Source organism: Streptomyces sp. E-08, assembly GCF_049913095.1.
Lineage (GTDB): Bacteria > Actinomycetota > Actinomycetes > Streptomycetales > Streptomycetaceae > Streptomyces.
Genome location: NZ_CP183971.1, coordinates 8,437,074 through 8,458,416 on the forward strand (window position 1 = coordinate 8,437,074; position 21,343 = coordinate 8,458,416).

At 70.8% G+C, this 21,343-nt stretch carries 19 protein-coding genes and 3 pseudogenes; 14 read left to right on the forward strand and 8 right to left on the reverse strand.

Annotated elements, in window-relative coordinates:
- The first annotated feature begins 248 nt into the window (after window positions 1-248).
- From ACN9MM_RS38630 to ACN9MM_RS38640, 3 genes are all read left to right on the forward strand, one after another.
- Window positions 249-626 carry a hypothetical protein gene (locus ACN9MM_RS38630; protein WP_426368504.1) on the forward strand — a complete coding sequence of 126 codons (378 nt, stop codon included), beginning with the start codon at window positions 249-251 and terminating at the stop codon, window positions 624-626.
- Between the two features lie 68 nt (window positions 627-694).
- On the forward strand, window positions 695-1,276 hold the full coding sequence (locus tag ACN9MM_RS38635; RefSeq protein WP_426368505.1) for a carbonic anhydrase: 582 nt from the start codon (window positions 695-697) through the stop codon (window positions 1,274-1,276).
- A gap of 14 nt (window positions 1,277-1,290) precedes the next feature.
- Window positions 1,291-2,796: a SulP family inorganic anion transporter gene (locus tag ACN9MM_RS38640; protein ID WP_426368506.1), complete on the forward strand. Its 1,506-nt coding sequence runs from the start codon at window positions 1,291-1,293 to the stop codon at window positions 2,794-2,796.
- A gap of 124 nt (window positions 2,797-2,920) precedes the next feature.
- On the opposite strand, the gene ACN9MM_RS38645 is transcribed toward ACN9MM_RS38640, so the two are convergent.
- Window positions 2,921-3,187: a PAS domain-containing protein gene (locus ACN9MM_RS38645; RefSeq protein ID WP_426368507.1), complete on the reverse strand. Its 267-nt coding sequence runs from the start codon at window positions 3,185-3,187 to the stop codon at window positions 2,921-2,923.
- Between the two features lie 744 nt (window positions 3,188-3,931).
- Here ACN9MM_RS38645 and ACN9MM_RS38650 point away from each other — a divergent pair.
- Both ACN9MM_RS38650 and ACN9MM_RS38655 read left to right on the forward strand, forming a co-directional pair.
- Entirely contained in the window at window positions 3,932-4,414 is a 483-nt protein-coding gene (locus ACN9MM_RS38650; RefSeq protein ID WP_426368508.1) for a hypothetical protein, read from the forward strand.
- A gap of 286 nt (window positions 4,415-4,700) precedes the next feature.
- A complete protein-coding gene (locus ACN9MM_RS38655) occupies window positions 4,701-5,393 on the forward strand; it encodes a response regulator transcription factor (RefSeq protein ID WP_426368509.1) in 693 nt (230 codons plus the stop codon).
- Window positions 5,394-6,614: 1,221 nt separating this feature from the next.
- Here ACN9MM_RS38655 and ACN9MM_RS38660 read toward each other — a convergent pair.
- Window positions 6,615-7,922, reverse strand: a pseudogene (locus ACN9MM_RS38660) (PAS domain-containing protein); the annotation flags it as partial.
- 452 nt (window positions 7,923-8,374) lie between these two features.
- Here ACN9MM_RS38660 and ACN9MM_RS38665 point away from each other — a divergent pair.
- Complete coding sequence (locus ACN9MM_RS38665; protein WP_426368510.1) at window positions 8,375-9,706, forward strand: geranylgeranyl reductase family protein; 1,332 nt, start codon at window positions 8,375-8,377, stop codon at window positions 9,704-9,706.
- Between the two features lie 197 nt (window positions 9,707-9,903).
- Here ACN9MM_RS38665 and ACN9MM_RS38670 read toward each other — a convergent pair whose 3' ends face one another.
- Window positions 9,904-10,524, reverse strand: coding sequence for a LysE/ArgO family amino acid transporter (locus ACN9MM_RS38670; protein ID WP_426368511.1), 621 nt, complete (start codon window positions 10,522-10,524; stop codon window positions 9,904-9,906).
- Between the two features lie 69 nt (window positions 10,525-10,593).
- Here ACN9MM_RS38670 and ACN9MM_RS38675 point away from each other — a divergent pair, with 69 nt between their 5' ends.
- Window positions 10,594-11,535 (forward strand): LysR family transcriptional regulator ArgP, encoded by a 942-nt coding sequence (locus ACN9MM_RS38675; protein WP_426368512.1) that lies wholly within the window; start codon window positions 10,594-10,596, stop codon window positions 11,533-11,535.
- A 57-nt stretch (window positions 11,536-11,592) separates the two neighbouring features.
- Window positions 11,593-12,060 (forward strand): DUF5990 family protein, encoded by a 468-nt coding sequence (locus ACN9MM_RS38680; RefSeq protein WP_426368513.1) that lies wholly within the window; start codon window positions 11,593-11,595, stop codon window positions 12,058-12,060.
- A 50-nt stretch (window positions 12,061-12,110) separates the two neighbouring features.
- Here ACN9MM_RS38680 and ACN9MM_RS38685 read toward each other — a convergent pair.
- A pseudogene (locus ACN9MM_RS38685) lies at window positions 12,111-12,509 on the reverse strand (restriction endonuclease); the annotation flags it as partial.
- A 3-nt stretch (window positions 12,510-12,512) separates the two neighbouring features.
- On the opposite strand from ACN9MM_RS38685, the pseudogene ACN9MM_RS38690 reads away from it, so the two are divergent.
- Window positions 12,513-13,061: pseudogene (locus ACN9MM_RS38690) on the forward strand (MBL fold metallo-hydrolase); the annotation flags it as partial.
- A 105-nt stretch (window positions 13,062-13,166) separates the two neighbouring features.
- On the opposite strand, the gene ACN9MM_RS38695 reads toward ACN9MM_RS38690, so the two are convergent.
- Entirely contained in the window at window positions 13,167-14,384 is a 1,218-nt protein-coding gene (locus ACN9MM_RS38695) for a sensor histidine kinase (protein ID WP_426368939.1), read from the reverse strand.
- Window positions 14,385-14,515: 131 nt separating this feature from the next.
- Window positions 14,516-15,175 (reverse strand): response regulator transcription factor, encoded by a 660-nt coding sequence (locus ACN9MM_RS38700; protein ID WP_426368514.1) that lies wholly within the window; start codon window positions 15,173-15,175, stop codon window positions 14,516-14,518.
- Window positions 15,176-15,264: 89 nt separating this feature from the next.
- Here ACN9MM_RS38700 and ACN9MM_RS38705 point away from each other — a divergent pair, with 89 nt between their 5' ends.
- The 4 genes from ACN9MM_RS38705 to ACN9MM_RS38720 all read left to right on the forward strand — a co-directional run bounded on the left by ACN9MM_RS38705 (window position 15,265) and on the right by ACN9MM_RS38720 (window position 18,981).
- Complete coding sequence (locus ACN9MM_RS38705; protein WP_426368515.1) at window positions 15,265-15,762, forward strand: hypothetical protein; 498 nt, start codon at window positions 15,265-15,267, stop codon at window positions 15,760-15,762.
- Window positions 15,759-16,904, forward strand: a complete 1,146-nt coding sequence (locus ACN9MM_RS38710; protein ID WP_426368516.1) for a peptidoglycan-binding protein — start codon at window positions 15,759-15,761, stop codon at window positions 16,902-16,904. The genes ACN9MM_RS38705 and ACN9MM_RS38710 overlap by 4 nt, the downstream gene beginning before the upstream one ends.
- Before the next feature lie 101 nt (window positions 16,905-17,005).
- Entirely contained in the window at window positions 17,006-17,740 is a 735-nt protein-coding gene (locus tag ACN9MM_RS38715; protein WP_426368940.1) for an ABC transporter ATP-binding protein, read from the forward strand.
- A gap of 20 nt (window positions 17,741-17,760) precedes the next feature.
- The gene (locus ACN9MM_RS38720; protein WP_426368517.1) at window positions 17,761-18,981 is read left to right on the forward strand and encodes an ABC transporter permease; all 1,221 of its coding nucleotides are present in this window, start codon (window positions 17,761-17,763) and stop codon (window positions 18,979-18,981) included.
- Between the two features lie 215 nt (window positions 18,982-19,196).
- On the opposite strand, the gene ACN9MM_RS38725 is transcribed toward ACN9MM_RS38720, so the two are convergent.
- On the reverse strand, window positions 19,197-19,850 hold the full coding sequence (locus ACN9MM_RS38725; RefSeq protein ID WP_426368518.1) for a RusA family crossover junction endodeoxyribonuclease: 654 nt from the start codon (window positions 19,848-19,850) through the stop codon (window positions 19,197-19,199).
- Window positions 19,851-19,972: 122 nt separating this feature from the next.
- Complete coding sequence (locus ACN9MM_RS38730) at window positions 19,973-20,635, reverse strand: SDR family NAD(P)-dependent oxidoreductase (RefSeq protein WP_426368519.1); 663 nt, start codon at window positions 20,633-20,635, stop codon at window positions 19,973-19,975.
- A gap of 218 nt (window positions 20,636-20,853) precedes the next feature.
- Here ACN9MM_RS38730 and ACN9MM_RS38735 point away from each other — a divergent pair, with 218 nt between their 5' ends.
- On the forward strand, window positions 20,854-21,297 hold the full coding sequence (locus tag ACN9MM_RS38735; RefSeq protein ID WP_426368941.1) for a MarR family winged helix-turn-helix transcriptional regulator: 444 nt from the start codon (window positions 20,854-20,856) through the stop codon (window positions 21,295-21,297).
- Window positions 21,298-21,343 lie beyond the last annotated feature (46 nt).

A 21,343-nucleotide genomic window follows, 5' to 3' on the forward strand; every position in this document is an offset into this window, starting at 1 on the left:
GTGGGCCGCTTCGTCCGTGGCGTGCGCACAGCGCCCGCCGCAGGGGCCAGCCCCGCCCGCCAGCGGCTCCTGTCTCACCGTCCATGCCGCCGTTCGCGTCAACATCAGGCTGATTCCATTCGAAAACCGTCGTACAGCAAGGGCGTTGCGGAATCCTGCTCACCTGCGTGCATTACTCTTCCTTGACTCGCCCTTGGGCTTGCTTTGGTGAAGCCCGATGATGGTTCAACCGGAGGGGAAACGCCGAGATGAGGTCCGTCCGCCTGTCCGCAGCACTGCGCGCGTCCCTCCTCCTCGTCCTCGCGCTCCTCTGTGCCGACCTGCCCCTCACCCTCGCCGGCTCCGCGACCCAGCTTCATCGGCCCTGCGCCCAGCACGCCGTGCCGATCGTGGCGTTCGAGTCCGGGCAGGCAGGGACCGGCGACGCCGACATCACCAGCGGCTCGGTCCTCCACCGTGACCGGCGGCGCCCCGTCACCGCGACCGCCGGCCTTCCCGGCTCGCCGCCGGGCACTCGCGTCGTCCCGCTCGCGGTTCCGCCGGTCGTCCGCCCTGGTGGCACGGACACCCGGCCGAGACCGCTCGGGCCCCACGACCCCTCCGCCCTGCAGGTGTTCCGCTGCTGACAGGTCGTGCCGACCCGCGCCGACCTGTCAGCCCGACGCGCCCCACGGCGCGCCAGGAGGAGTCATTCATGCAGCCCCTCATCGACCACGCCCGCCGATTCGGACGGCACCCCGAGGAGTTCGCCGCGCATGCCGCGGGCCAGTCCCCGGCCGTCCTGTTCATCACCTGCTCCGACTCCAGGGTCGTACCCGCCCTGATCACCGGCGCCCGGCCCGGTCAGCTCTTCGAACTGCGCACAGCGGGCGGCATCGTGCCCCCGTACACCACGGGCACCCCGAGCGGGGAGGCCGCCACCATCGAGTACGCCGTCGAGGTCCTGGGCGTCGAGGACGTCGTCGTCTGCGGCCACTCCCACTGCGGCGCCGTGGGCTCCCTCGTTCGCGGCGACGACCTCAGTACGGTCCCTGCCGTACGGGACTGGCTCGCCCACGCCGCCCCCGACGGCGCCCCTGGGCGCGCCGACGACCCGGCCGTCACCGACGCCGTCCACGGTCACGTCCTCGCCCAACTGCTCCGCCTGCGCTCCTACCCGTGCGTGGAGCGACGACTGGCTGACGGTCGGCTCCGCCTCCGCGGCTGGTACTACGAGGTGCACACCGGTGCCGTCCTGGAGTACCGCTCCGGGGCCGACTCCTTCGAGGCGCTGTGAGGAAGGACGTCCGGATGCTCCGCTCCTTCCCCTTCCTGCGGCAGGACGTCGCCGCCTCGCTCGTGGTCTTCCTCGTCGCCCTCCCGCTCTGCATCGGCGTCGCGGTCGCCTCCGGCGTCCCCGCCGAACTGGGCCTGATCACCGGCATCGTCGGCGGTGTCGTCACCGGCCTGATGCGGGGCAGCAGCCTCCAGGTCTCCGGTCCGGCCGCCGGACTCACCGTCCTCGTCCTCGAAGCGGTCCGCGCCTTCGGTCTCGCCGCCCTCGGAGTCATCGTCCTGGCGGCGGGTCTGCTGCAGATCGCCATGGGCCTGCTCCGGTGGGGCCGCTGGTTCCGCGCCATCTCCCTCTCCGTCGTCGAGGGCATGCTCGCGGGCATCGGCCTGGTCATCATCGCCGGGCAGGTCTACGCCGCGGCGGGCATCACCGCCCCGGACTCGGGCCTCGACAAGCTCACCGCCCTGCCGGGCGCCCTGGTCGAGGCACTGGGCAGTCGTACAGCCCTCGTGTCGCTCGCCGTCGGCGCCGGCACCGTCCTTGTCATCGTCGGCTGGCGACGGGCACCGCGCCGGGCCCGGGCGGTTCCCGGCGCCCTGGTGGCGGTGCTGCTCGCCGCCCTCGCGACCGCCGTGTTCGGCGTTCCGGTGGAGACCGTGCGGGTCAGCGGCGTACTGGAGGCCGTCCACCTGCCGGACTCGGAGGCCCTCTCCTCCGTCGCCGACCCGGCCCTCCTCGGTACGGTCCTCGCGTTCGCCCTGATCGCCTCCGCCGAATCGCTGTTCAGCGCGGCGGCGGTCGACCGGCTCCACGCGGGACCGCGCACGGACTACGACAAGGAGCTCGTCGCTCAGGGCGCGGGCAACACGCTGTGCGGTCTGCTCGGCGCACTGCCGCTCACCGCGGTCATCGTGCGCAGCTCGGCCAACGTCGAGGCCGGTGCCCGGACGAAGGCATCCCGGATCCTGCACGGTGTCTGGCTGCTGCTCTTCGTCGCCCTGCTGCCTGCCGTCCTCGCGTACATCCCGCTGGCCGCGCTGGCCGGGATCCTCGTACACGCCGGCTGGAAGCTCATCCCCTTCAAGGGCGTTCTGACGCTCTGGCGACGCCACCGGGGCGAGGCCGTCGTCCTCGTGGCGACGGCGGCGGCGATCGTCGCGGTCGGCATGTTCGAGGGTGTCCTGATCGGCCTCGTCCTGTCGGTCGGGAAGGCCGCGTGGGAGGCCTCACAGCTGCGGATCGAACGCAGTGACGACGGACGCGACGTGGTCCGCGTACGGCTTCAGGGGACGGTCACCTTCCTCCGGCTGCCTCAGATACTCGACAGCCTGGAGGCCCTGCCGAGCGACCGGCGCGTGGTCCTGGACCTCTCCGGTGTCCACCACCTCGACCACGCCTGCCGGGCCGCGCTGGAGACATGGGCGGAACGGCACAGCGGCGCCGACGCCGAGGCCGTCCGGGCCGCCACGACCCCGAACCGCCCCGAGGGCGCGGCCGCAGCATCGGTGAGCGGCTCGGGCTGATACCGGAGGACCGACGGGGGCGACGGCCGTCGCGTCGCCCCCGTCCACGGAGATCCACCGGCCACAACGCCCGTTGCTGATCGGCAGGAACGCCCGCGGCCGTTCCCCCTCGGCATCCGCCGGATCACCCCGCCCCATGCCCGGAATCCGGGGGCAGGCGGGTGAGGTTCCAGTCGAAGAACGGAAGGAAGTCCAGTACGCCTCGCCCCTCGACCGCGTGTCGTTCGTATCCGAGCAGGGCCGCCGCGGCCAGGTTCGCCCTGACCACGGTTCCGTTGTCGTCGACGATGAGCACGGCGTCGGGAACGAAATCCACCACGTCCTCACGCCGGTCCACCGCTGGGATCTTCTCGAAATTCACCGCTGACTCTCTGCCTGTCACGTCGGCCATGGACTTTCGTAGGAGGGAAGCCGGGGGCATGAGAGGTGGGGAACTCCTCATCCGCGATTCCTGGCATTGATCCGACCCACGTTGCCCGACCACTGCCGGTCACGCCCTGTGTCACGGCCTCATCGAAACACATGGAGGAAGATTCCATGCCTCCTTGCAGCCATGCTGAGGAGTTCCTTAAGGAAGAGGTCGTTCAGGCCATGCCATATCTGCCTCCCCGAGAGACGGCGTGCCAAGAAGGGAACCGCCAGATCACCCGAGAACGGCATGAAGGGAAGGGCAAGACGTATGCGCCGCATGAAGGGTTCCAGGGCCCTGACGTTCCTTGTCGCGCCGACGCGATTGTCGCGCTCGGCACCTCTGTTGACGCCCGGTCACGCCCCCATCCTCCAGGCCCATGAATTGGCCATGCGACCAATAGCGTTCGCCTGTGGCATACGGCTCTCCGAAAGCCAAGTATGTGAACCCATGCCCTACAGTGGTCGTCGGTCAACGCCGTCAGCTGCGCGCCGCGGGCCACGTGCCACCGGTCTGCGGCGCACTCGGATTCCACGCTCTCGCGTGACATCCGTGGCGTTGCCGTGAGTCCGAAAGGAGCGCGCTCACCAGTGACGGCGACGTTCCGCACGTGCGCACCCTTGTACCGACGTCACCCGACGGAGTCAAAGACGAGTCTGTCGCCGCGCGACGCCACTGACAGAGCGACGCGATTCGCGTCCGAACGTATGTGACGGAGAGAGAAGCATGTCGGGAGAAACGGAACTCACGTCCGCCTACAGCAGCAAGGTCGCCAGCGATCTCGAACGCAACGTGGAGGAGCGGGAGAGGATTCGCGAGGAGGTCGCACGGCTGACGGCCGAACTGGACGCGCTGAATCACGACCATGCGGTGCTCCTCAGCCTTCAGAAGGCCCTTCAGTCCGGTGCGCCGACCTCTGACCGGGATCTCCCGCGACAGAAGTCCGGAAACGGGACGCGGAGTTCTGGAGCGGGCAGGCATACGCTCGTGGAACTGATCCGCAACTATCTTGCCGCGAGCAGCACTCCTTGTTCCGCCCGTGACGTGACCACTGCTCTGAGCGCGCAGAATCGCGACCGTCATGTCCAGACCACCGTCGTCCGTACCTCCCTGGAGAGCCTCGTCGCCAGGGGAGAGGTACACCGAAGCAAGCAGGGTTCCTCCGTCTTCTACACGTTGGCCACTCCAGGCGAAGGGGCAGAGCGGTAGCTCCAGGACCCTTCGGCGTCCTCGGGGCTGACTGAATTCGCGTCTGTCCTCGTGCCGGCGAGCCCTCAGCGACACATGTCATCTTAGGAGTCGATGTGAGAGGAAGGGCTTAACGTGAACTTTCTGATGTCTTAAAGATCCTTAACCGAGAAGGCGGGATCTTGGGGCCAACAGCTCGCTGACCTCACGCGGAGTTCGACGGCCACACGACATGTGATGTCTGGATCGCCTAGATGGCACCCATCCGGCATCTCGTAAGACATGTGTGTCACGTAGTGTGCGCTGCATGGCAAAGGTGCTTCTCGTCGAGGACGACCCCTCCGTTCGCTCCGTCCTGCACGGGAGTCTCTCCGACGCCTCATACACGGTGCGAAGCTGCCGGACGGCGACGGAGGCGCTGCGCGCCGTCCTGGACGAGCCCTTCGACGTGATGGTGCTCGACCTGGGCCTGCTCGAACTCAACGGCCTGGATGCGCTGGAGATGCTCCGTACGTTCTCGGACATTCCCGTCGTCGTCACGGCCCGGTACGACGAGCACGAGGTCGTGCGTGCGCTGGCCAGCGGTGCCGACGCCTACCTCGTCCGGCCCTTCTCCGTCGAGCTTCTCATAGCGAAGATGACCGCGGTGCTGCGCCGGGCGGTCTCCGGCGCCGGCTGCATGCGCACGGGCGTCCTGAGGGTGGGCGGGATCGTCGTCGACGCGGCGCATCGACAGGCCTCACTCGACGGCTCCCGGCTCGACCTGACACGCAAGGGGTTCGATCTCCTGGAGTTCCTGGCGTTGCGTCCCGGTGTCGTCGTGCCGCGCGGTGAACTGTTCAAGCACGTATGGCTGCAGACTCACCGCGGACAGCGCACCGTGGACGCCCATCTCTCCTGGCTGCGCCGGAAGCTCGGCGAATCGGCGGCCCGGCCCCGCTACCTGCACACGGTCCGCCACGCCGGAATCAAACTGGAGGCCCCGAAGGCGTTGGCCTGAGGGAACGGGGCGGTGGCTCGCCCCGGAGGTGTCGGCCTGAGTGACGGGGCGGAGGGACGGGGTGGTGGCTCGCCGCCCCGTGCGGGCCCAGAGGCGACCACCCCTCCCGTCCGAAGCCCTTGCCGGGTTCGAAGGCCTCGGGCTTGTTGTCGTCGCCGTCGGTGGCCCAGGTGTCCTCGATCTGCGCCTTGGCCTTGTCGGTCTCCTGGCCAGCCAGGACGCTGGTCCACCACAGCTGGTAGGTGACGAAGAGGAGCATGACGACGCCGAAGGTGATGAACAGTTCGCCGACGACACGGCTGGCGACGACGCCGACGCTTTCCTTGGCGCGCGGGCCGCGCGACGGGCCTCGACACGGGAGAGAGGACGCCCCTCGGCGGCGGACGCCGCGGCGGACGACCCGGTGCCCGCGGGCGCGCCGTGGTTCCTGCCGCGGCCGCCCTTGGCGGCGCGGCGACGCTCGGCACGGCCCGGACCCGAAAGGGGCTCGACGACTTCCCGACCCGCTCCGCCCTGCCGCCCTGGGGCGGCCGAGGGCATCACGCCGTGCGGAGGCCGGGAAGGTCGCGCGGCACGACGTCTGCGTCGTGCCCCGCCGTGTGAGCCGTTCCGGCCGGGGACGACCCGCCATGGCATGTGCTTGTGCCTCCTGTGCTGACAGGGCATCCCATGGGAACGCAGAACGCCCTGTGATCTTGATGTGTCGCGCCATCAGGCGGACGGGCGCCTGAGCCTCGCGAGGAGGTGGGCGATGCGCTGCCGGTCGAGGTCGTCCGTTCCGGCGTGCCCCCACTGAGCACGCTCGGCGCGATCCGAAGCAGGGGCCGCGGAAGGCGTGCGAGGCAGGTGAGGCGTCGGTGCGGAGCGCTCCGCGCGCGCGTGCGGGAGCGGGACGACGTACGGACGGGGCCGACCGGCCGGAGGCGCGTCGAGGACGGGAGCGGACGCGGAGGGGGCGAGGGCGGCGGCGAGACCCCCGGCGGCTGCGCGGTCGCGGCGTGCGCTGACCGCCGCGCCGATGATCCAGGAGCCGGCGACCGGCGCCTGGGCACGCAGCAGGGCGGCGCGTGCGGCCGGCGCGTGAGGGGGCGTGTGGGGGATCTGGACGACGTAGGTGAGGCCGGACGCCCGAGGGTGTTCCCGCGCGGTGAGGTCTCCGCCGTGTGCCTCGATGATTCCGCGCGCGACCAGCAGGTGCGCGGGGTCGTTGACGGCCCGGGGGCCGCAGATCTCGATGCGCAGCTCATCACCCCGTACCGCTGCCGTGATGACGACGGTCGTGTCCGCCCGAGACGTGGAGGGACTGTGCAGAGAGACCTCCCCTGCCGAGGTGACTCCGGCGGCGTCGGCGATCAGGTGGGCGAGGGCGGTCGACGCGTGCCCGGGATCGAGTGTGACGACGATGGGCGGGGCGTGCACGGCGAACTGGGTCCTGTGCTGGCCGGTGAGAGCCGCGGACTTGTCGATCCCGGCGTTCACGACGGTGCCCAGCGTGGTCGGATGGCGGTTGAGGGCGACTGTCGCCGGCGTCTGTCGCAGTGGTTCCACGACGTCCTCGACCCCCCGATCCGATTCGCCCGACCGGGAGTCGGCGAGGACCGCCGTCAGCTCGGCGTGGCGGGCGGCGAGGGCCTCGTACCGTTCCTCCAACTCCTTGCGCTCCGCGGCGCGCCGCTCGGCTCGGTACGCGAGTTCGGCGATGTGCTTCTCGACCAGCCGCTCGTACGGTCTGCGGTCGGTGAAGGTCATCACGGCGCCGACGAGCCGGTCCCCTTCCCGTACGGGAGCGGTCGTCAGGTCCACGGGCACCCGCTCGCCGTCCTTCGACCTCAGCACTTGACCGCGCACCCGGTGCTTGTGCCCGGACTTGAGGGTGTCGGCGAGTGCGGATTCCTCGTACGGGAAGGGGGAGCCGTCGGCGCGCTGGGCGAGGATCAGCGGGTGCAGCTCGGCGCCGCTCAACTCGCGTGCGTCGTAACCGAGAATGCGTGTGAACGCGGGATTCGCGAGGACGATACGGCCTGCGACGTCCGTGCCGACGACGCCCTCGTCCGTGGCGCGCAGAATCGTCTCGGTCTGCCGCTGCGAGCGGGCGAGTTCGGCCTCGATGCCGAAGGTTCCGGTGATGTCACGGACGACGATCATCAGCAGCCCGTCACCGGTGTGCCCGCCGCGGCCGCTGCTCGCGTCGTCCGCCGTGGGACCGTCGTCCCTGACACCGGTCACCTGGACAGGGAACGTGCTGCCGTCGATGCGCCGGGCCGTCATCCGTACCGATTGGGGCCGTCCTCGCCCGTCGGCCGGGTCGGGGCGGCCGAGCGAGCCGCGGAGCACGCGCGAGTCGGCATCGGGCAGCAGATCGAGCAGGCCGCGCCCGACGAGCGGGGTGTCGCCCGTCTCGAACATGCCGAGGGCGACGGTGTTGGCGTCGACGACCGTGCCGTTGCCGTTGACGAGCACGAGACCGTCGGGGAGGGCGTCGACTATCGCTCTGAGCCGAACAGTGCCTCGGTGGAGGGACGGGACCATGGCGACGTTTCCTTTCCGGGCCTTGGAACCGGCAGGCGTGGTGCGGTGCCGGACGGTCGGGGCACCCGAACCTGCGCGATGACGAGGGTGGGAGGCCGAGCGGTGGTGCGGTGCGGCTGCCGTGCTGGGCGTGTCGAGAGGCGCTCTGCTCACAGTCCGTGGCACATCGGGCGGTTGGTGGAAACATAACCGTCTGTTGATGGCATGTCTGAGACATGAGACCGGAGGTCGACGATTCTTAAGGGTTCCTTGAGGACATGCTCAGGCAGAGATGAGGAAGTCCCGGGACATCGCTCACTCCACGGCCTGACCGCGAGGTCGATCGCCGGTACGGGAACGAACGGCCGATCGCCGGTACGGGAACAAGCGGCCGAACGGCGTACGGGAACGAGCGGGGCGCCTCGGTCGCGCCGCGCGGACTGCGGGTGCCCGTCGAGGGGCATAGTAGGGGGGTGATCACCAAAAGTGACGAGGGTGGCAGCAGTGACGGCGGCCGTGGGGGATCCGACGGCGTAGGTGATGAGCAGGCCCAGGTCATCGTGGTGGGGGCGGGACCGGCGGGCTCCGCCGCCGCGGCGCACCTGGCACGAGCGGGTGTGAACGTCCTGCTCCTGGAGAAGAGTGGCTTCCCCCGGGAGAAGGTGTGCGGTGACGGGCTGACCCCGCGCGCCGTGCACCAGTTGGTGCGGCTGGGCATCGACATCGACGCGCCTGGCTGGATGCGGAACAAGGGGATGCGCTGGGTCTGCGGCGGACACCGGGCGGAGCTGGACTGGCCGCGCCTGGGCGCGTTCCCCGACTTCGGACTCACCCGGAGCCGACACGACTTCGACGACCTGCTGGCTACGCACGCGACCGCGACCGGGGCGCGCCTGCGCACCAACGTCAAGGTGACGGGCCCGCTGACCGACCGGGCGGGGCAGGTCATCGGCGTGACCGCCACCCACGGGCCGGGGACGGCACCGGTGCGGTATCTGGCCCCCTTGGTGGTCGCGGCGGACGGTGCCTCGGCGCGTACGGCCCTCGGCCTCGGGCTCGAACGGGACGCGAAACGCCCCGTCGCGGCGGCTGCCCGCCGGTACTACCGCAGCGCGGCCCGCACCAGTGACCCCTACCTCGAGCTGTGGGCCGACCTGCGCTGCCCCAGCACCGGACACGACCTGCCCGGATACGGATGGGTGTTCCCCATGGGGGACGGCCGCGTCAACGTGGGCCTCGGTGCGCTGCCACAGCAACGCCGGCGCCGGCCTGTGGACCTGCGGGCGGCACTGGAACACTGGCTGCCCCGCCTGCCCGAGGAGTGGGACGTACACGAAGGGAGCGCCGATTCCCCGCTGCGCAGCGCGCCGCTGCCGATGGGACTGAACCGGCGTCCGCAGTACCGCCGTGGCCTGCTTCTCGTGGGTGACAGCGCCGGAATGGTGAGCCCGTGGAGCGGCGAGGGCATCGCCCAGGCGATGGAGGCCGCCGAGGTGGCGGCGGAGATCATCGCCCTGGCGCTGGCCAGGCCGGCCGGACCACGCCGGGAACACGCGCTGCACCACTACCCGGCCGAGATCCAGCGACGGTGGGCGCGCTACTACCGGCTGGGGAACCTCGCGGGCGATCTGCTCTTCTCCCGGTTCGGCTACCGTCCCCTCCTGCACCCCCGGGTGATGGCCTCGCCGCACCTGTTGAGGGTCCTGGCCCGCCTGCTGACCCATGTGAGCGACGAGCCCTCGCAGGACACGATCGATGCCGTCCTTCACACACTCCTGCGCCTCGTCCCCTCCCCGCGCCGGTAGCCCGTACCCGGCTCCGCGCGACCGACGCCAGGGTGTCGCTGCAGCGCATCGATCACGGTGGGGGCGACCACCTGGGCCACGCCGAGCGCCGCCATGACGCTGGGCGACCACCTGGGACACGCCGAGCGTCACCATGACGCTCATCGACACGCTATGCATGTCCCTGGCAGGGACAGAGGCCCGCTGGCGGTGACGGTCTACGCCCCCGCGACCAGCATCGTGCCCATCGCCAGCATGGTCACCGCGACCAGACCGTCCAGCACCCGCCAGGCCTTGGGACGGGAGAGCACACCCGACAGCAGGCGGGCACCGAAGCCGAGGGCGAAGAACCAGCCCAGGCTGGCCAGGACAGCGCCGGCGCCGAAAGCCCAGCGAAGGTCGCCTCGGTCCGATGCGAGCGAACCCACCAGGAGAACGGTGTCCAGGTACACGTGAGGGTTCAGCCACGTCATGGCGAGGCAGGTCAGGACCGCCCGCCGGGCGGAACCCGTGCCCGGCCCGCCGACCGAGAGCGCGGCCGCCGGATCCGGGCGCAGCACCCTCCGGGCGGCCAGGAACCCGTAGCAGAGCAGGAACGCCCCACCTGCCAGACCGACCGCAGTCAGCAACGCCGGCCAGGCCGTGACCACCGCGCCCACCCCTGCGACTCCGAGCGCGATCAGCACCGCGTCGGAGACGGCGCAGATGGCCACGACCGCGAGGACGGCGTGGCGACGGACGCCCTGGCGCAGGACGAAGGCGTTCTGGGCCCCGATGGCCACGATGAGGGAGAGGCCCGTACCGAATCCGGCGAGTACGGCGGCGAATGTGCTGGTCATGACGTCGACCGTACGAAGAGACGGGGAATGAGTACAGCTAAGGATTCTTACGTACCCTTAGCAGTACTTATGGATGAGCTTCCCCTGGATCAGGTCAGAACCCTGCTCGCGGTGGTCGACGAAGGCACCTTCGACGCCGCGGCCGCAGCCCTGCACGTGACACCCTCCGCCGTCAGCCAGCGCGTCAAGGCCCTGGAGCAGCGCACCGGACGGGTCCTGCTGCTGCGCACCAAGCCGGTACGGGCCACCGAGTCCGGTGAGGTGGTGGTCCGGTTCGCCCGGCAACTGGCTCGGCTGGAGCGGGATGCCCGCGCCGAACTGGGGCTGGCGGCGGAGCATGGCCCCGCACGGGTTCCGGTGGCGGTCAACGCGGACTCCCTCGCCACCTGGTTCCTGCCCGCGCTCACCCGCGTGCCGCAGGACCCTCCGGTCTGCTTCGAGCTCTACCGGGAGGACGAGTCCCACACCACCGCCCTGCTGCGCGACGGACAGGTAATGGCGGCCGTCACCTCCTCGCCCGACCCGGTGGCCGGGTGCACCGTACGTCTGCTGGGACTGGCCCGCTATCTGGCCGTGGCGACTCCGGAATTCGCGGCCCGGCACCTGACGGGAGCCTTGGCCCGGGACCTGTGCGAGGCGCCCACCGTGGTGTTCGACCGGCGTGACGAACTCCAGGACACCTTCGTACGGGCGCTGACCCGTGGTCGGTCCGGGGCCGGGAAGATCCGCCACATGGTGCCCGCCTCGGACGGGTTCCGGGACGCGGTGGCCGCCGGCCTCGGGTGGGGCCTGGTGCCCGAACCCCAGGCCGCGTCGCTGCTGCGTGCCGGCCGACTGGTGGAGCTCGCCGCGGGCCGGCCCATGGACGTCCCGCTGTACTGGCAGCAGTGGAAGCTGGACTCGCCCGCGCTGTCCGCGGTCGCCGAGGCGGTCGCTGCGGTTGCCGCCGAGGCGCTGCTGCCGGGTCACACGACCGGAAGGCGAGGAGGTCACGCGACCGGAAGGCCGTGAGGTCGCCCGACCGGAAGGCCCTGAGGTCGCGTGGGGTTCTTCCAGGATGCTTGGGGGATGCGCATCCGTATCGAAGCCGTCGAGCTGCCCGGCCTCACCTGTCCGTCCGGGGATCCCCCCGACGCGGCCTACCGGAACGTCCATGTGGCGGTCCAACGCCGAGACCGCCCGGCCGAACTCCTGGACCCGCAGCCCGGTGACGCGGCGAGTGCGACCTGGACGCTGGAGTGCACCGCCGTCACCCCGTCCGTCGGCCATGCGGACGTGAAAGGCCCGTACATCCAGGGGCGTCCCGGCAATCGCTTCATCTACCTGTCGTGGGGCGCGGTCGACGAAGCGGGTTCCTTCACCATGTTCCGACGGGCGAAGCTGATGCTCGACGCCGTCCCGGACCGCGAACTGGACGCTGCCGTCAGCGGCGGACTGCTCGTCGGACGTCTGGGCCTGACCGACGCCTGCGGCGAACCCCTGTGCGCTCGGGTCGTGCCGCCCCGCGTCACCTGGACGGCCGAACCCCGTGCCTGAGACACCACGTCGTGCACGGCCACGCCCTGGTTCGAGACCTGCTGCCGCATTCAGGACAGCGAGGTGGGTCTCCGAGGCGGCGGTACGGCCCGCAGCAGTTCCCACAGTGGTACGGAGCCGGCGGCCCACTGCGCGAGGAGATGGCGGTCGACCAGGTGGAGGCGCTGCGAGGTGGCGAAGTCGAGGGCGGGGCGCGAGAAGCGCCCGTTGGTGAGCATGACGAGGACGTCGCCGCCGTGGATCTGGCGCCCGGTGCCGTTGAGGACCTGGAGGTCGGGTGTCCCGACGGCGGAACCGGCCCAGCCGGCCTTGCGGTGCTTGCACTGGATCACCCAGCGTCTCCCGAACGGGTCGGTGGCCTTGACGTCGGCCCCGTTGTCGCCACGTCCGCCGACCTGCTGGGCATCCACGCATCCGTCGCGACGCATCAGATCACGAACGGCGTACTCGACTGGGCACCGGTCCCCGGGGAGCTGCCGTCCTCGCTTGCCGCCGTGGGCATCGACCCGTCCGACGTGGACACCGTGGTGCTCACCCGCCTCCACACCGATCACGTGGGCTGGGCCGTCGTCGGCGGCGGCGCGCAGCTGCGACCGTACTTCCCGAACGCCGAGTACCTGCTGCAGCAGGCCGAATTCGACGCGATCGAAGAGGTCAATCCGCACCTGCGAAGAGGCGTGATCGACCCGCTCCGCGAGGCCGGTCAGCTACGGCTCCTCGACGGCGAGACCTCACTGCGCCGCGGCGAACGCGTGCTCGCCACGTCCGGTCACACACCCGGGCACCAGAGCGTGCTCGTCGCGTCCCGGGACACACTGGTCGCCGTCACCGGCGACCTGCTCGTGCACGCGATCCAGCTGCTCCACCCAGAACTCGCCTACGCCCACGAGGGGGACCCCGCACAGGCAAGGGCCTCAAGGGAACGAGTGCTTCGCCGCCGTGACGCCGACACCCTCTACCTCGCGACATCGCACCTGACCGAGCCGTTCATCGCCACCTGATGGAGCAGGCATCGCCCGCTGACCACCAGCCGAGGCCGGCCGCTCTTCCCTGAGCCCGCCCGGCGGCCCGAGCGCCCGGAACCCGCAACTCCGGCCGCCCGACCGTCACGGCTCCGACGGAGGGAACACCACCCGAACCGTCAGACCGCCCTCCTCCGGGTTGGCCGAGGCCTTTGCCTCGGCCCCGTGCGCCCGGGCGACGGCGTCGACGATCGACAGGCCGAGGCCCGCGCCCTCCCCGGGCGCATGGGTGCGTTCGTTGAGTCGGCGGAAGGGTTCGAAGAGCAGAGGGACCGTGGCGGCCGGCACGACGGGCCCAGTGTTGGCCACTTCGATGCCGATGCCCGAGCCGGTGCGCACGTCGACCCGGCCCTCGGGCACGTTGTGCCGCACCGCGTTCGCGACCAGATTGTGCAGGAGGCGCTCCAGGAGCACGGGATCCCCGTCGATGGTCAGCGGCAGGGTCCGGACGGTGACGCGCACACCCCGCTCCGCCGCTTCGCCGTCGAGCGCCGCCACCACCTGACGGGCGAGCTCGTCCACGGCGACCTGGCGGCGCTCCTTGAGACCCTGTTCCGAGGCGGCGAGGAGCAGGAGCCCCTCGATGATCTGCTCGCTGGTGTCCGCGACCTCGATCAGCTTCGATCGCATGCGTGCCACCCGCTCGGGGGACGGATCTCCGCCGAGTCCGATCTCGGCGGCCGCCCGCTGGACGGCCAGAGGGGTGCGCAGCTCGTGCGCGGCGTTGGCGGCGAACCGCTGCTGGGCGGAGACGAGCCGTTCCATACGGCCGAGCATGCCGTCGAAGGTATCGGCAAGCCGCTTGAGTTCGCCGGGCGGCGCGTCGAGCGCGATCCTTTCGTGCAGGTTCTCGCCGGAGAGGCGGCGGGCGGTCTCGGTGATGACGGCGATCGGCCGGAGCACCCGGCCCGCCGTCCACCACGCGAGCGCGAGGGAGAGAAGCGCGTAGCAGACGAAGACGATCACGGAGACGGCGAGAAGCCGGTCGAGCGCTGCGGACCCGGCCGCGTCGCTCAGCGTCCGGGTGATGGCCAGGGCCTCGCCCGGGACGATCGTGCCCGTGCTCGGGGCGGGGCTCGCGGGCGCGGCGCTCGGCACCCCGGGCGGGAAGGCCGTCTGCCAGGAGGACGGCAGCCGTTCGAGCCGCTGCGCCGGCACGGCCGTGGTGACGGCCATGCTGATCGACGAGTACAGGCCCTCCTCCACGAGTACGTACACGACTCCGGTGAGCAGCGCCCCGGCGAGCACGAGCAGTCCGGTGTAGAGGGCCGTCAGCCGGGCCCGTTCGCTGCGGAAGCGCAGCACCCGGAAGCGCAGCACCCGGAAGCGCAGCAAACTGAGCGACAGCACGCGGTCCGGCCGCGCGTCGAGATCCGGCGTCCGCGCCCCCCGTCGGCCCCGAAGCAGCGCCGTACGGAGCTTCCGTACGCCGTTCACGACGAGATCCGGTAGCCCGCGCCCGGGACCGTCTCCACCACCGGAGGCTCGCCGAGCTTGGCCCGCAGCTTGCTGAGCGTCACCCGAACCGCGTTCGTGCGGTAGCTGGTGTGCTCCTCCCATACCTGCTCGATCAGGTCCTCGCCGCTGACCACGGCTCCCTCGGCGCGCAGCAGCGCCTCCAGGACCCCGAACTCCTTGGGCGACAGGTGCAGGTGCCGCCCGTCCCGGCTGGCCTGGCGGCGTGCCGTGTCCAGGACGATCCCGCGCCGTTCGAGGACGGGCGGCAGCGCGGGCCTGGCGCGCCGGCCGAGGGCCAGCACGCGGGCGAGGAGTTCGTCGTACGCGAAGGGCTTGGTCAGGTAGTCGTCGGCGCCCAGACCGAGGCCCTCGACCCGGTCGCGTACGGTGCCGGCCGCGGTCAGCATGAGGACCCGGGTCATGAGCCGCTGCTCGACCACCCGACGGCACACGTCGTCGCCGTGCATGCCCGGCAGGTCCCGGTCCAGGACGAGGACGTCGTACTCCCCGAGCTGCAGTTTCCGCAGAGCCTCCAGGCCGTCGGCCGCGACATCCACGGCGAGCGCCGCCCGGCGCAGCCCCTCGGCGATCATCTCCGCGAGGAACGCCTCGTCCTCCACCACCAGTACGCGCATGGCCCCTGTCTATCCGAAAGGGACCTTTCGCCGATGTAAACGGAACCGTTGAGAGAAGCGAAACCTCCGCTCTCGGCACTCTCTGCGGCATGACGATTCGACGGATCATCCGGACGGCCGCCGCCCCCTCACTGGCCGCCGTCCTCGCCCTGTTCGCCACCGCCTGCTCGGGCACCACCCCGGGCGGAAAGGACGACGGGAGCGTGAACGAGGAGGGCAAGAAGGCCGACCAGGCCTTCGAACACCGCAAGTGCCTGCGTGAACAGGGGCTCGACGTGCCCGAGCCCAAGCCGGGCGAGAGCGGAGTCGGCCTCACCATCGGCGGCGACGGCATGTCGAAGGAGAAGATGGAGAAGGCGTTCAAGGCCTGCGCGAGCAAGGCCGGCGGTGCAGGGTTCGGCAAGGAGCCGACGCAGGCCGACAAGGACAAGGCACTCGCCTACGCGAGGTGCATGCGCGAGAACGGCTTCAACATGCCCGACCCGAAGTTCGACGGCGGAGCACAGCAGGCCATGCCGATACCGCAGGGCGCGCAGAAGGAGAAGTTCGACAAGGCCGCCAAGGCGTGCGAAAGCGTGGCCCGATGAGCGGCGGCGCGACCGACGCCCACACCGGCGAGCGGCGGGCGCTGGGACGGCGCCGACTCGGGCTCGCGCTCCTCACGGTCGTCGCCATCGCGGGCGGCGGCGTCGCCGTCACCGCCCTGGCCGGCCCGGAGAATCCCTCGCCCGACCGCACCGGCACCAAGGGACTGCCGCCCGCCACGGCTCCCGTCACCCGCGGCGACCTCGCCGACAGCTCCCAACAGGACGGCACGCTCGGCCACCTCGGGGAGCGAAAGATCAACGCGGGGGGCACGGGCGGCACCCTCACCTGGCTCGCCCCGCCCGGCTCCGTAGTGAAGCGGGACGGGCGGCTCTACGAGGTAGACGGCGAGGCGGTCCGGCTGATGTACGGGGACGAGCCCATGTACCGGACCCTCAAGACCGGCGACAAGGGCAAGGACGTACGGCAGCTGGAGGAGAACCTCGCCGCCCTCGGGTACACCGGTTTCGACGTCGACGAGGAGTACACGGCGAAGACAGCCGCGGCGGTCAAGCGTTGGCAGAAGTCCCACGACCTGAAGCAGACGGGCACCCTCGGCCCGGACCGGATCGCCTTCGCGGGCAGCGCCGTACGGGTCAGGGAAGCCGGCTCCGAGTCCGGTACGGGCTCGGGCGGCGGCGACCGGATCGCCCCCGGCGACCGCGTCACCCCCGGCTCTCCGGTGCTCACGGTGACCGGCTCCGAGCGGGTCGTGAGCTTCAAGGTGCCGGCCTCGCAGGCCGGATCGGCGAAGACCGGGACGAGGGTCCAGGTCACGTTGCCGGACGGAAGCCGGCTCCCGGGGAAGGTGTCCGCCGTCGGGAAGACCGCGACGGCGGGGGAGGACCCGCAGGACAAGACCCCGAAGATCGACATCACCGTCTCCTTCGACGACCCGGCCGAGGCCAAGGGCGTCGACCAGTCCCCTGTCACCGTGGAGCTCACCGGCGACACCCGCCGGGACGTCCTCTCCGTACCCGTCAACGCCCTGCTAGCCCTCCCCGACGGCGGGTTCGGCGTCCAGGTCGTCGAGGACGGAGCGGCGAGGGACGTCAAGGTCGAGCTCGGGATGTTCGCACAGGGCAGGGTCGAGATCAGCGGCGACGGACTGCGCGAAGGAATGAAGGTCGGGGTGCCGTCCTGATGACCGACAGCACGCGCCCCGACGAGGACCCCGGCCCGCCCCCGACGCTCTGCCCGCCCCCGACCCCCGGCCCGCCCCCGACCGTGTGCCCGCCCCCGACGATGATCGAGGGACCGGCCCGCGGCCCTGCCCCGGACCCCGCCCACGTCCCGGTCGTCGTCGACCTCAGAGGCGTGGTGAAGGAGTACGCCGGGGGCGTCCGCGCACTCGACGGCGTCGACCTCACCATCGGCGAGGGCGAACTGGTCGGGATCGTCGGCCCCTCGGGCTCGGGCAAGTCGACGCTGCTCCACATCGTCGGCACACTAGACCGGCCGACCGCCGGCACGGTCGCGATCGCGGGTCACCACGTCGCATCCCTCACCGACCGTCGGCTCTCCGCCCTGCGCGCCCGCCACATCGGCTTCGTCTTCCAGGCCTTCCACCTGGCCCCGGGAGTCAGCGCCGTGGACAACGTCGCCGAGGGGCTGCTCTACTCCGGCCTGCCCCGGGCCCGCCGCCGCAAGCTGGCCGCCGAGGCACTCGCCCGCGTGGGCCTCGCCGATCGTGCGAGGCACCGGCCGCACGAGCTGTCCGGTGGTCAGAAGCAGCGCGTCGCCATCGCCCGCGCGGTCGTGGGGCAGCCCGACCTGCTGCTCGCCGACGAACCGACGGGCGCTCTGGACACGGCCTCGGGCGAGGCGGTCATGGAACTGCTGCACGCCCTGAACCAGGAGGGCGCCACGATCGCGGTCATCACCCACGACACCGAGATCGCGCAGCGCCTGCCGAGAGCGGTCCGGATCCGCGACGGCAAGGTCGTCGCGGACTCGTCCCGGGGAAAGGTCGTGGTCTGATGCCCGGCAGGCGCAAACGGATGACGTCCCGGGCGACCGAACGACAGCCCGTCACGCTCACCGCCCGCCGGCTGGGTCCGCGGGATGTCCTGCACGTCGGCTCGGCCGGGCTGCGAAGCCGACCCGTGCGAGTGGTGCTGTCGGCACTCGGAATCGCCATCGGCATCGCGACGATGATCGCGGTGGTGGGCATCTCGGCCTCCAGCCAGGCGCAGTTGCTCCAGCGGCTCGACGCCCTCGGTACGAACATGCTGGTCGCCAAACCCGGAGAGGGGATGTTCAGCGGACAGGAGGTGAAACTGCCCAAGGACGCCGTCGGCATGGTCGGACGCATCGAGGGCGTGGAGAAGGCCGGCGCGAGCGGGGACCTCCGGCACACGGTCCGCCGCTCGCAGATGATCCCGGAGGCGGAGACCGGCGGCATCGCCGTGAAGGCGGCGACCCTGGGCCTGCTCGACGTGCTGCGCGGCACGACGGCGTCAGGCACCTGGCTGAACGCGGCCAACAGCCGCTACCCCTCCGTGGTGCTCGGGCACGTCGCAGCGGAACGGCTGGGCATCGACCGGCCCGGCAGGCAGGTCTGGATCGACGACCGGTACTTCACCGTCGTCGGCATCCTCGACCCCCTGCCGCTCGCCCCCGAGATCGAGCGCTCGGCGCTGGTCGGCTGGGAGAGCGCCCAGCGGCTTCTCGGCTTCGACGGACATCCGACGGCGGTGTACGAGCGTTCCACGGACGCTTCCGTCCGCCAGGTCCAGCGGCTGCTCGCTCCGACGATCGATCCGCAGAACCCGCAGAACGTGGCGGTGAGCGACCCTTCCGAGGTGCTCAAGGCGAAGGCGGCGACAGAGGGTGCCTTCTCCACGCTGCTTCTCGGACTGGGAGGGATCGCCCTGCTCGTGGGCGGTGTCGGTGTCGCCAACACCATGATCATCTCGGTTCTTGAGCGGCGTCACGAGATCGGCCTGCGCCGCTCGCTCGGTGCGACGCGAGGTCAGATCAGGATCCAGTTCGTGACGGAGTCCCTGATGCTGTCGGGCCTCGGCGGGATCGCGGGCGTGGCGCTGGGCGCGGCGGCGACAGCCGTGTACGCGTCCACCGGCGGACTTCCGTGGGTGGTCCCGCCCTGGGCAGCCGGGGCAGGCTTCGTCGCGACCCTCGCGATCGGCACGGTGGCGGGCCTGTACCCGGCGATCCGGGCCGCCCGCCAGCCACCGACCCTGGCACTGGCCGCGGCGTGACGGCCGGCCTCGCTGTCGTCCTCGGAGCCGAGGGCGACAGCGAGGCCGCCCTGCGTGGGTGCCTGACCACACGGGCGACGGAAGCGCCCGGACACCGGGGCGGGTCCCGGTGGTGTCATGACGCCACTCCTTCTGGTGGTCGCCGTCCGCCATGCGCCACCAGGTAGGGAGCGGTCCAGACTGAAGCAGTGAGCTGGATCTTTACGGGACAGCCCTTAGAAAGCTGTGTGGTGCAGCACTGGGAAACACCCCAGCCGGGCGCGCGGGAAGGGGCGTACCAGAGGAAGGACGTTCCGCGCGACGCTCTCGGGGATGCCCTCGTCGAGCATCTGTCCGTACGTTGCGAGGGCCGCACGATACCCTTCCACGAGATCCGAATGAACGGATCTTTCCGCCCTCGGCAGGATGTAACAGCGATCCGCGCTGAACTCGACGAAAGAGATCCCCTCTCGAGTCACATAGGCCTCAGGCGTCAGTGCTGTGAACCGCAGCTCAAATCCTGATGGTGGCCCAGGGGTCATCCAGGAGGCGTGGATCGATTGAATCTGATTGTCATCGATCATGATGCCCTTGGCTCCTGTGACCGCATCAAGAATCGGCTTCATGACGTTGTCGAGATCAGCGACCAGATGGGTCTGGTAGCGACGAGACTCCTCGACGAACCAGACCAGGGACACCTCGACATCGTGGGTGAATACACCGACGGTGGCCTTTTGGACGGCCGAAGCGAGCGCCTCTTTGAAACCGGCTTTCCGGAGCGGATCGGCCTGGAGTGAAAGGGGGTCTATCGCGCTGTGGATGTCGACACGGCCATGGTCGAGAAACTCCTGAACGTCGAAGTCGCCCGCAGTCGCTGCTGAATTGGACATGCGCGGCATTTTCTCAACGCCGGGCGATCACTGCAAGCGCCGCGCGCGTGGGCGTTGTGTCCGGATCCGGTCGGAGTGTGCATCCGCCTGAGCTGACGGGCGTACGAGGGCGTACAGAAAGCTCAGATCAGCACCGGGCCCATCACAGGAGCGACCAGGAGGCGGTCGACCTCCGTGGCGGGGTCAGCACCGGGAGCCATGGCAGGGGCGCTCCCGACCACGGCCCGGTCCGCGAAGCCCGTGTCGAGGTGAGGAAGCCGCACGTCCATGACCGTGATCCCGTAGCCGAGTTGTTCGCGGCGCACCACTCGGAGCCAGGTTGCGAGCGCCGTCTTCGCCGCCGCGTAGTCGGCCGTGCCGCGCATCGGCCTGTCGACGATCGCGCCGGTGACGACCGCGACGGTGCCCGCGGCTCGCAGTACCCGCAGGGCTCCCCGTACCACCGCCATGGGGGCGAGCGCGTTGACGGTCATGAGGTGTTCGGCGGTCGCGTTCGTGACGTCCTTCGCGGGACCGAAGCCCGCGACGCCCACGGTGACGACGACCGCGTCGAGCCCTCCCAGCTCTCCGGCGGCCCACGGTGCCAGCGCGGTGCAGCGTTCGAGGTCGTAGGCCTCGAAGGAGGCCACCGGACAACCGTTCAGCCGACGGGACCGGTCCTCCAGCCGGTCGGGGTCGCGCCCCGCGAGCGCCAGGGAGGCACCTCGGTCGGCCAGCAGCTGGGCCGCCAGACCTCCGACCACTCCGGTCGCTCCGGCGACGAGCACGCTCCTGACATCTGTCATGACTGCCTCCAGAAGCGGTACAGGGTTTCAGCGGTACGGGCTCTCCTGAGGGATTCCGCCCGGCGTGTCCCCACGGATGCGTTCGCCGCGTGACATCCGTCGCGCGACGAGCGGCCGCGGCGCCCGGGGCAGTGGGTTCCGTCGGCGCGCGGGTGTCCGCATAGGCTTGTCGCGTGGGTGACGCGCAGACGGAGACGATCGTGACGGACGACAGGGACATGGCCGACCTGCAGAGGTTCGCGGTCGCCCTGCGACGGACGCTCGGGGAGATGAACCGACTGGTCCACGACTTCGCGTCCGACGAGGGTCTGCACCCCACCGACGTCCACGCGCTGGGGCTCGTGCTCGACCACCCGGACACGGCCACGCCCGGGCTCCTGAGGGAGCACCTCGGGCTCAGCTCGGGGGCGGTCACCGCCTGTCTCGACCGCTTGGAGAAGGCGGGACACATCAGTCGCAGCCGGTCCGCGGATGACCGCAGGGTGGTTCGCATCCACTACGCCCCGGGAGCGCGAGCTCTGGCGCGGGCCCACTTCATGCCGCTCGCGGAGGCCGCGGGCCGTGCGCGCGACCGGTTCAGCGAGGACGAGCTCGACATCATCCTGCGGTACTTGGACGCGCTGAACGAGGAGCTCGGCGCGTCGCGCGCCTCTCGTGGTTGAGCTGTCTCCCGCCGTACCGGCGACGTCGGTTCCGGCCGGCGCATCG

Bases quoted from the DNA above. Each gene is read 5' to 3' on its own strand.
- ACN9MM_RS38640 (WP_426368506.1), top strand. From the start codon at position 1,291: ATGCTCCGCTCCTTCCCCTTCCTGCGGCAGGACGTCGCCGCCTCGCTC.
- ACN9MM_RS38735 (WP_426368941.1), top strand. From the start codon at position 20,854: ATGGCCGACCTGCAGAGGTTCGCGGTCGCCCTGCGACGGACGCTCGGG.
- ACN9MM_RS38730 (WP_426368519.1), bottom strand. From the start codon at position 20,635: ATGACAGATGTCAGGAGCGTGCTCGTCGCCGGAGCGACCGGAGTGGTC.
- ACN9MM_RS38635 (WP_426368505.1), top strand. From the start codon at position 695: ATGCAGCCCCTCATCGACCACGCCCGCCGATTCGGACGGCACCCCGAG.
- ACN9MM_RS38725 (WP_426368518.1), bottom strand. From the start codon at position 19,850: ATGTCCAATTCAGCAGCGACTGCGGGCGACTTCGACGTTCAGGAGTTT.
- ACN9MM_RS38650 (WP_426368508.1), top strand. From the start codon at position 3,932: ATGTCGGGAGAAACGGAACTCACGTCCGCCTACAGCAGCAAGGTCGCC.
- ACN9MM_RS38655 (WP_426368509.1), top strand. From the start codon at position 4,701: ATGGCAAAGGTGCTTCTCGTCGAGGACGACCCCTCCGTTCGCTCCGTC.
- ACN9MM_RS38645 (WP_426368507.1), bottom strand. From the start codon at position 3,187: ATGGCCGACGTGACAGGCAGAGAGTCAGCGGTGAATTTCGAGAAGATC.
- ACN9MM_RS38715 (WP_426368940.1), top strand. From the start codon at position 17,006: ATGATCGAGGGACCGGCCCGCGGCCCTGCCCCGGACCCCGCCCACGTC.
- ACN9MM_RS38700 (WP_426368514.1), bottom strand. From the start codon at position 15,175: ATGCGCGTACTGGTGGTGGAGGACGAGGCGTTCCTCGCGGAGATGATC.
- ACN9MM_RS38710 (WP_426368516.1), top strand. From the start codon at position 15,759: ATGAGCGGCGGCGCGACCGACGCCCACACCGGCGAGCGGCGGGCGCTG.
- ACN9MM_RS38720 (WP_426368517.1), top strand. From the start codon at position 17,761: ATGACGTCCCGGGCGACCGAACGACAGCCCGTCACGCTCACCGCCCGC.
- ACN9MM_RS38705 (WP_426368515.1), top strand. From the start codon at position 15,265: ATGACGATTCGACGGATCATCCGGACGGCCGCCGCCCCCTCACTGGCC.
- ACN9MM_RS38675 (WP_426368512.1), top strand. From the start codon at position 10,594: ATGGATGAGCTTCCCCTGGATCAGGTCAGAACCCTGCTCGCGGTGGTC.
- ACN9MM_RS38630 (WP_426368504.1), top strand. From the start codon at position 249: ATGAGGTCCGTCCGCCTGTCCGCAGCACTGCGCGCGTCCCTCCTCCTC.
- ACN9MM_RS38670 (WP_426368511.1), bottom strand. From the start codon at position 10,524: ATGACCAGCACATTCGCCGCCGTACTCGCCGGATTCGGTACGGGCCTC.
- ACN9MM_RS38680 (WP_426368513.1), top strand. From the start codon at position 11,593: ATGCGCATCCGTATCGAAGCCGTCGAGCTGCCCGGCCTCACCTGTCCG.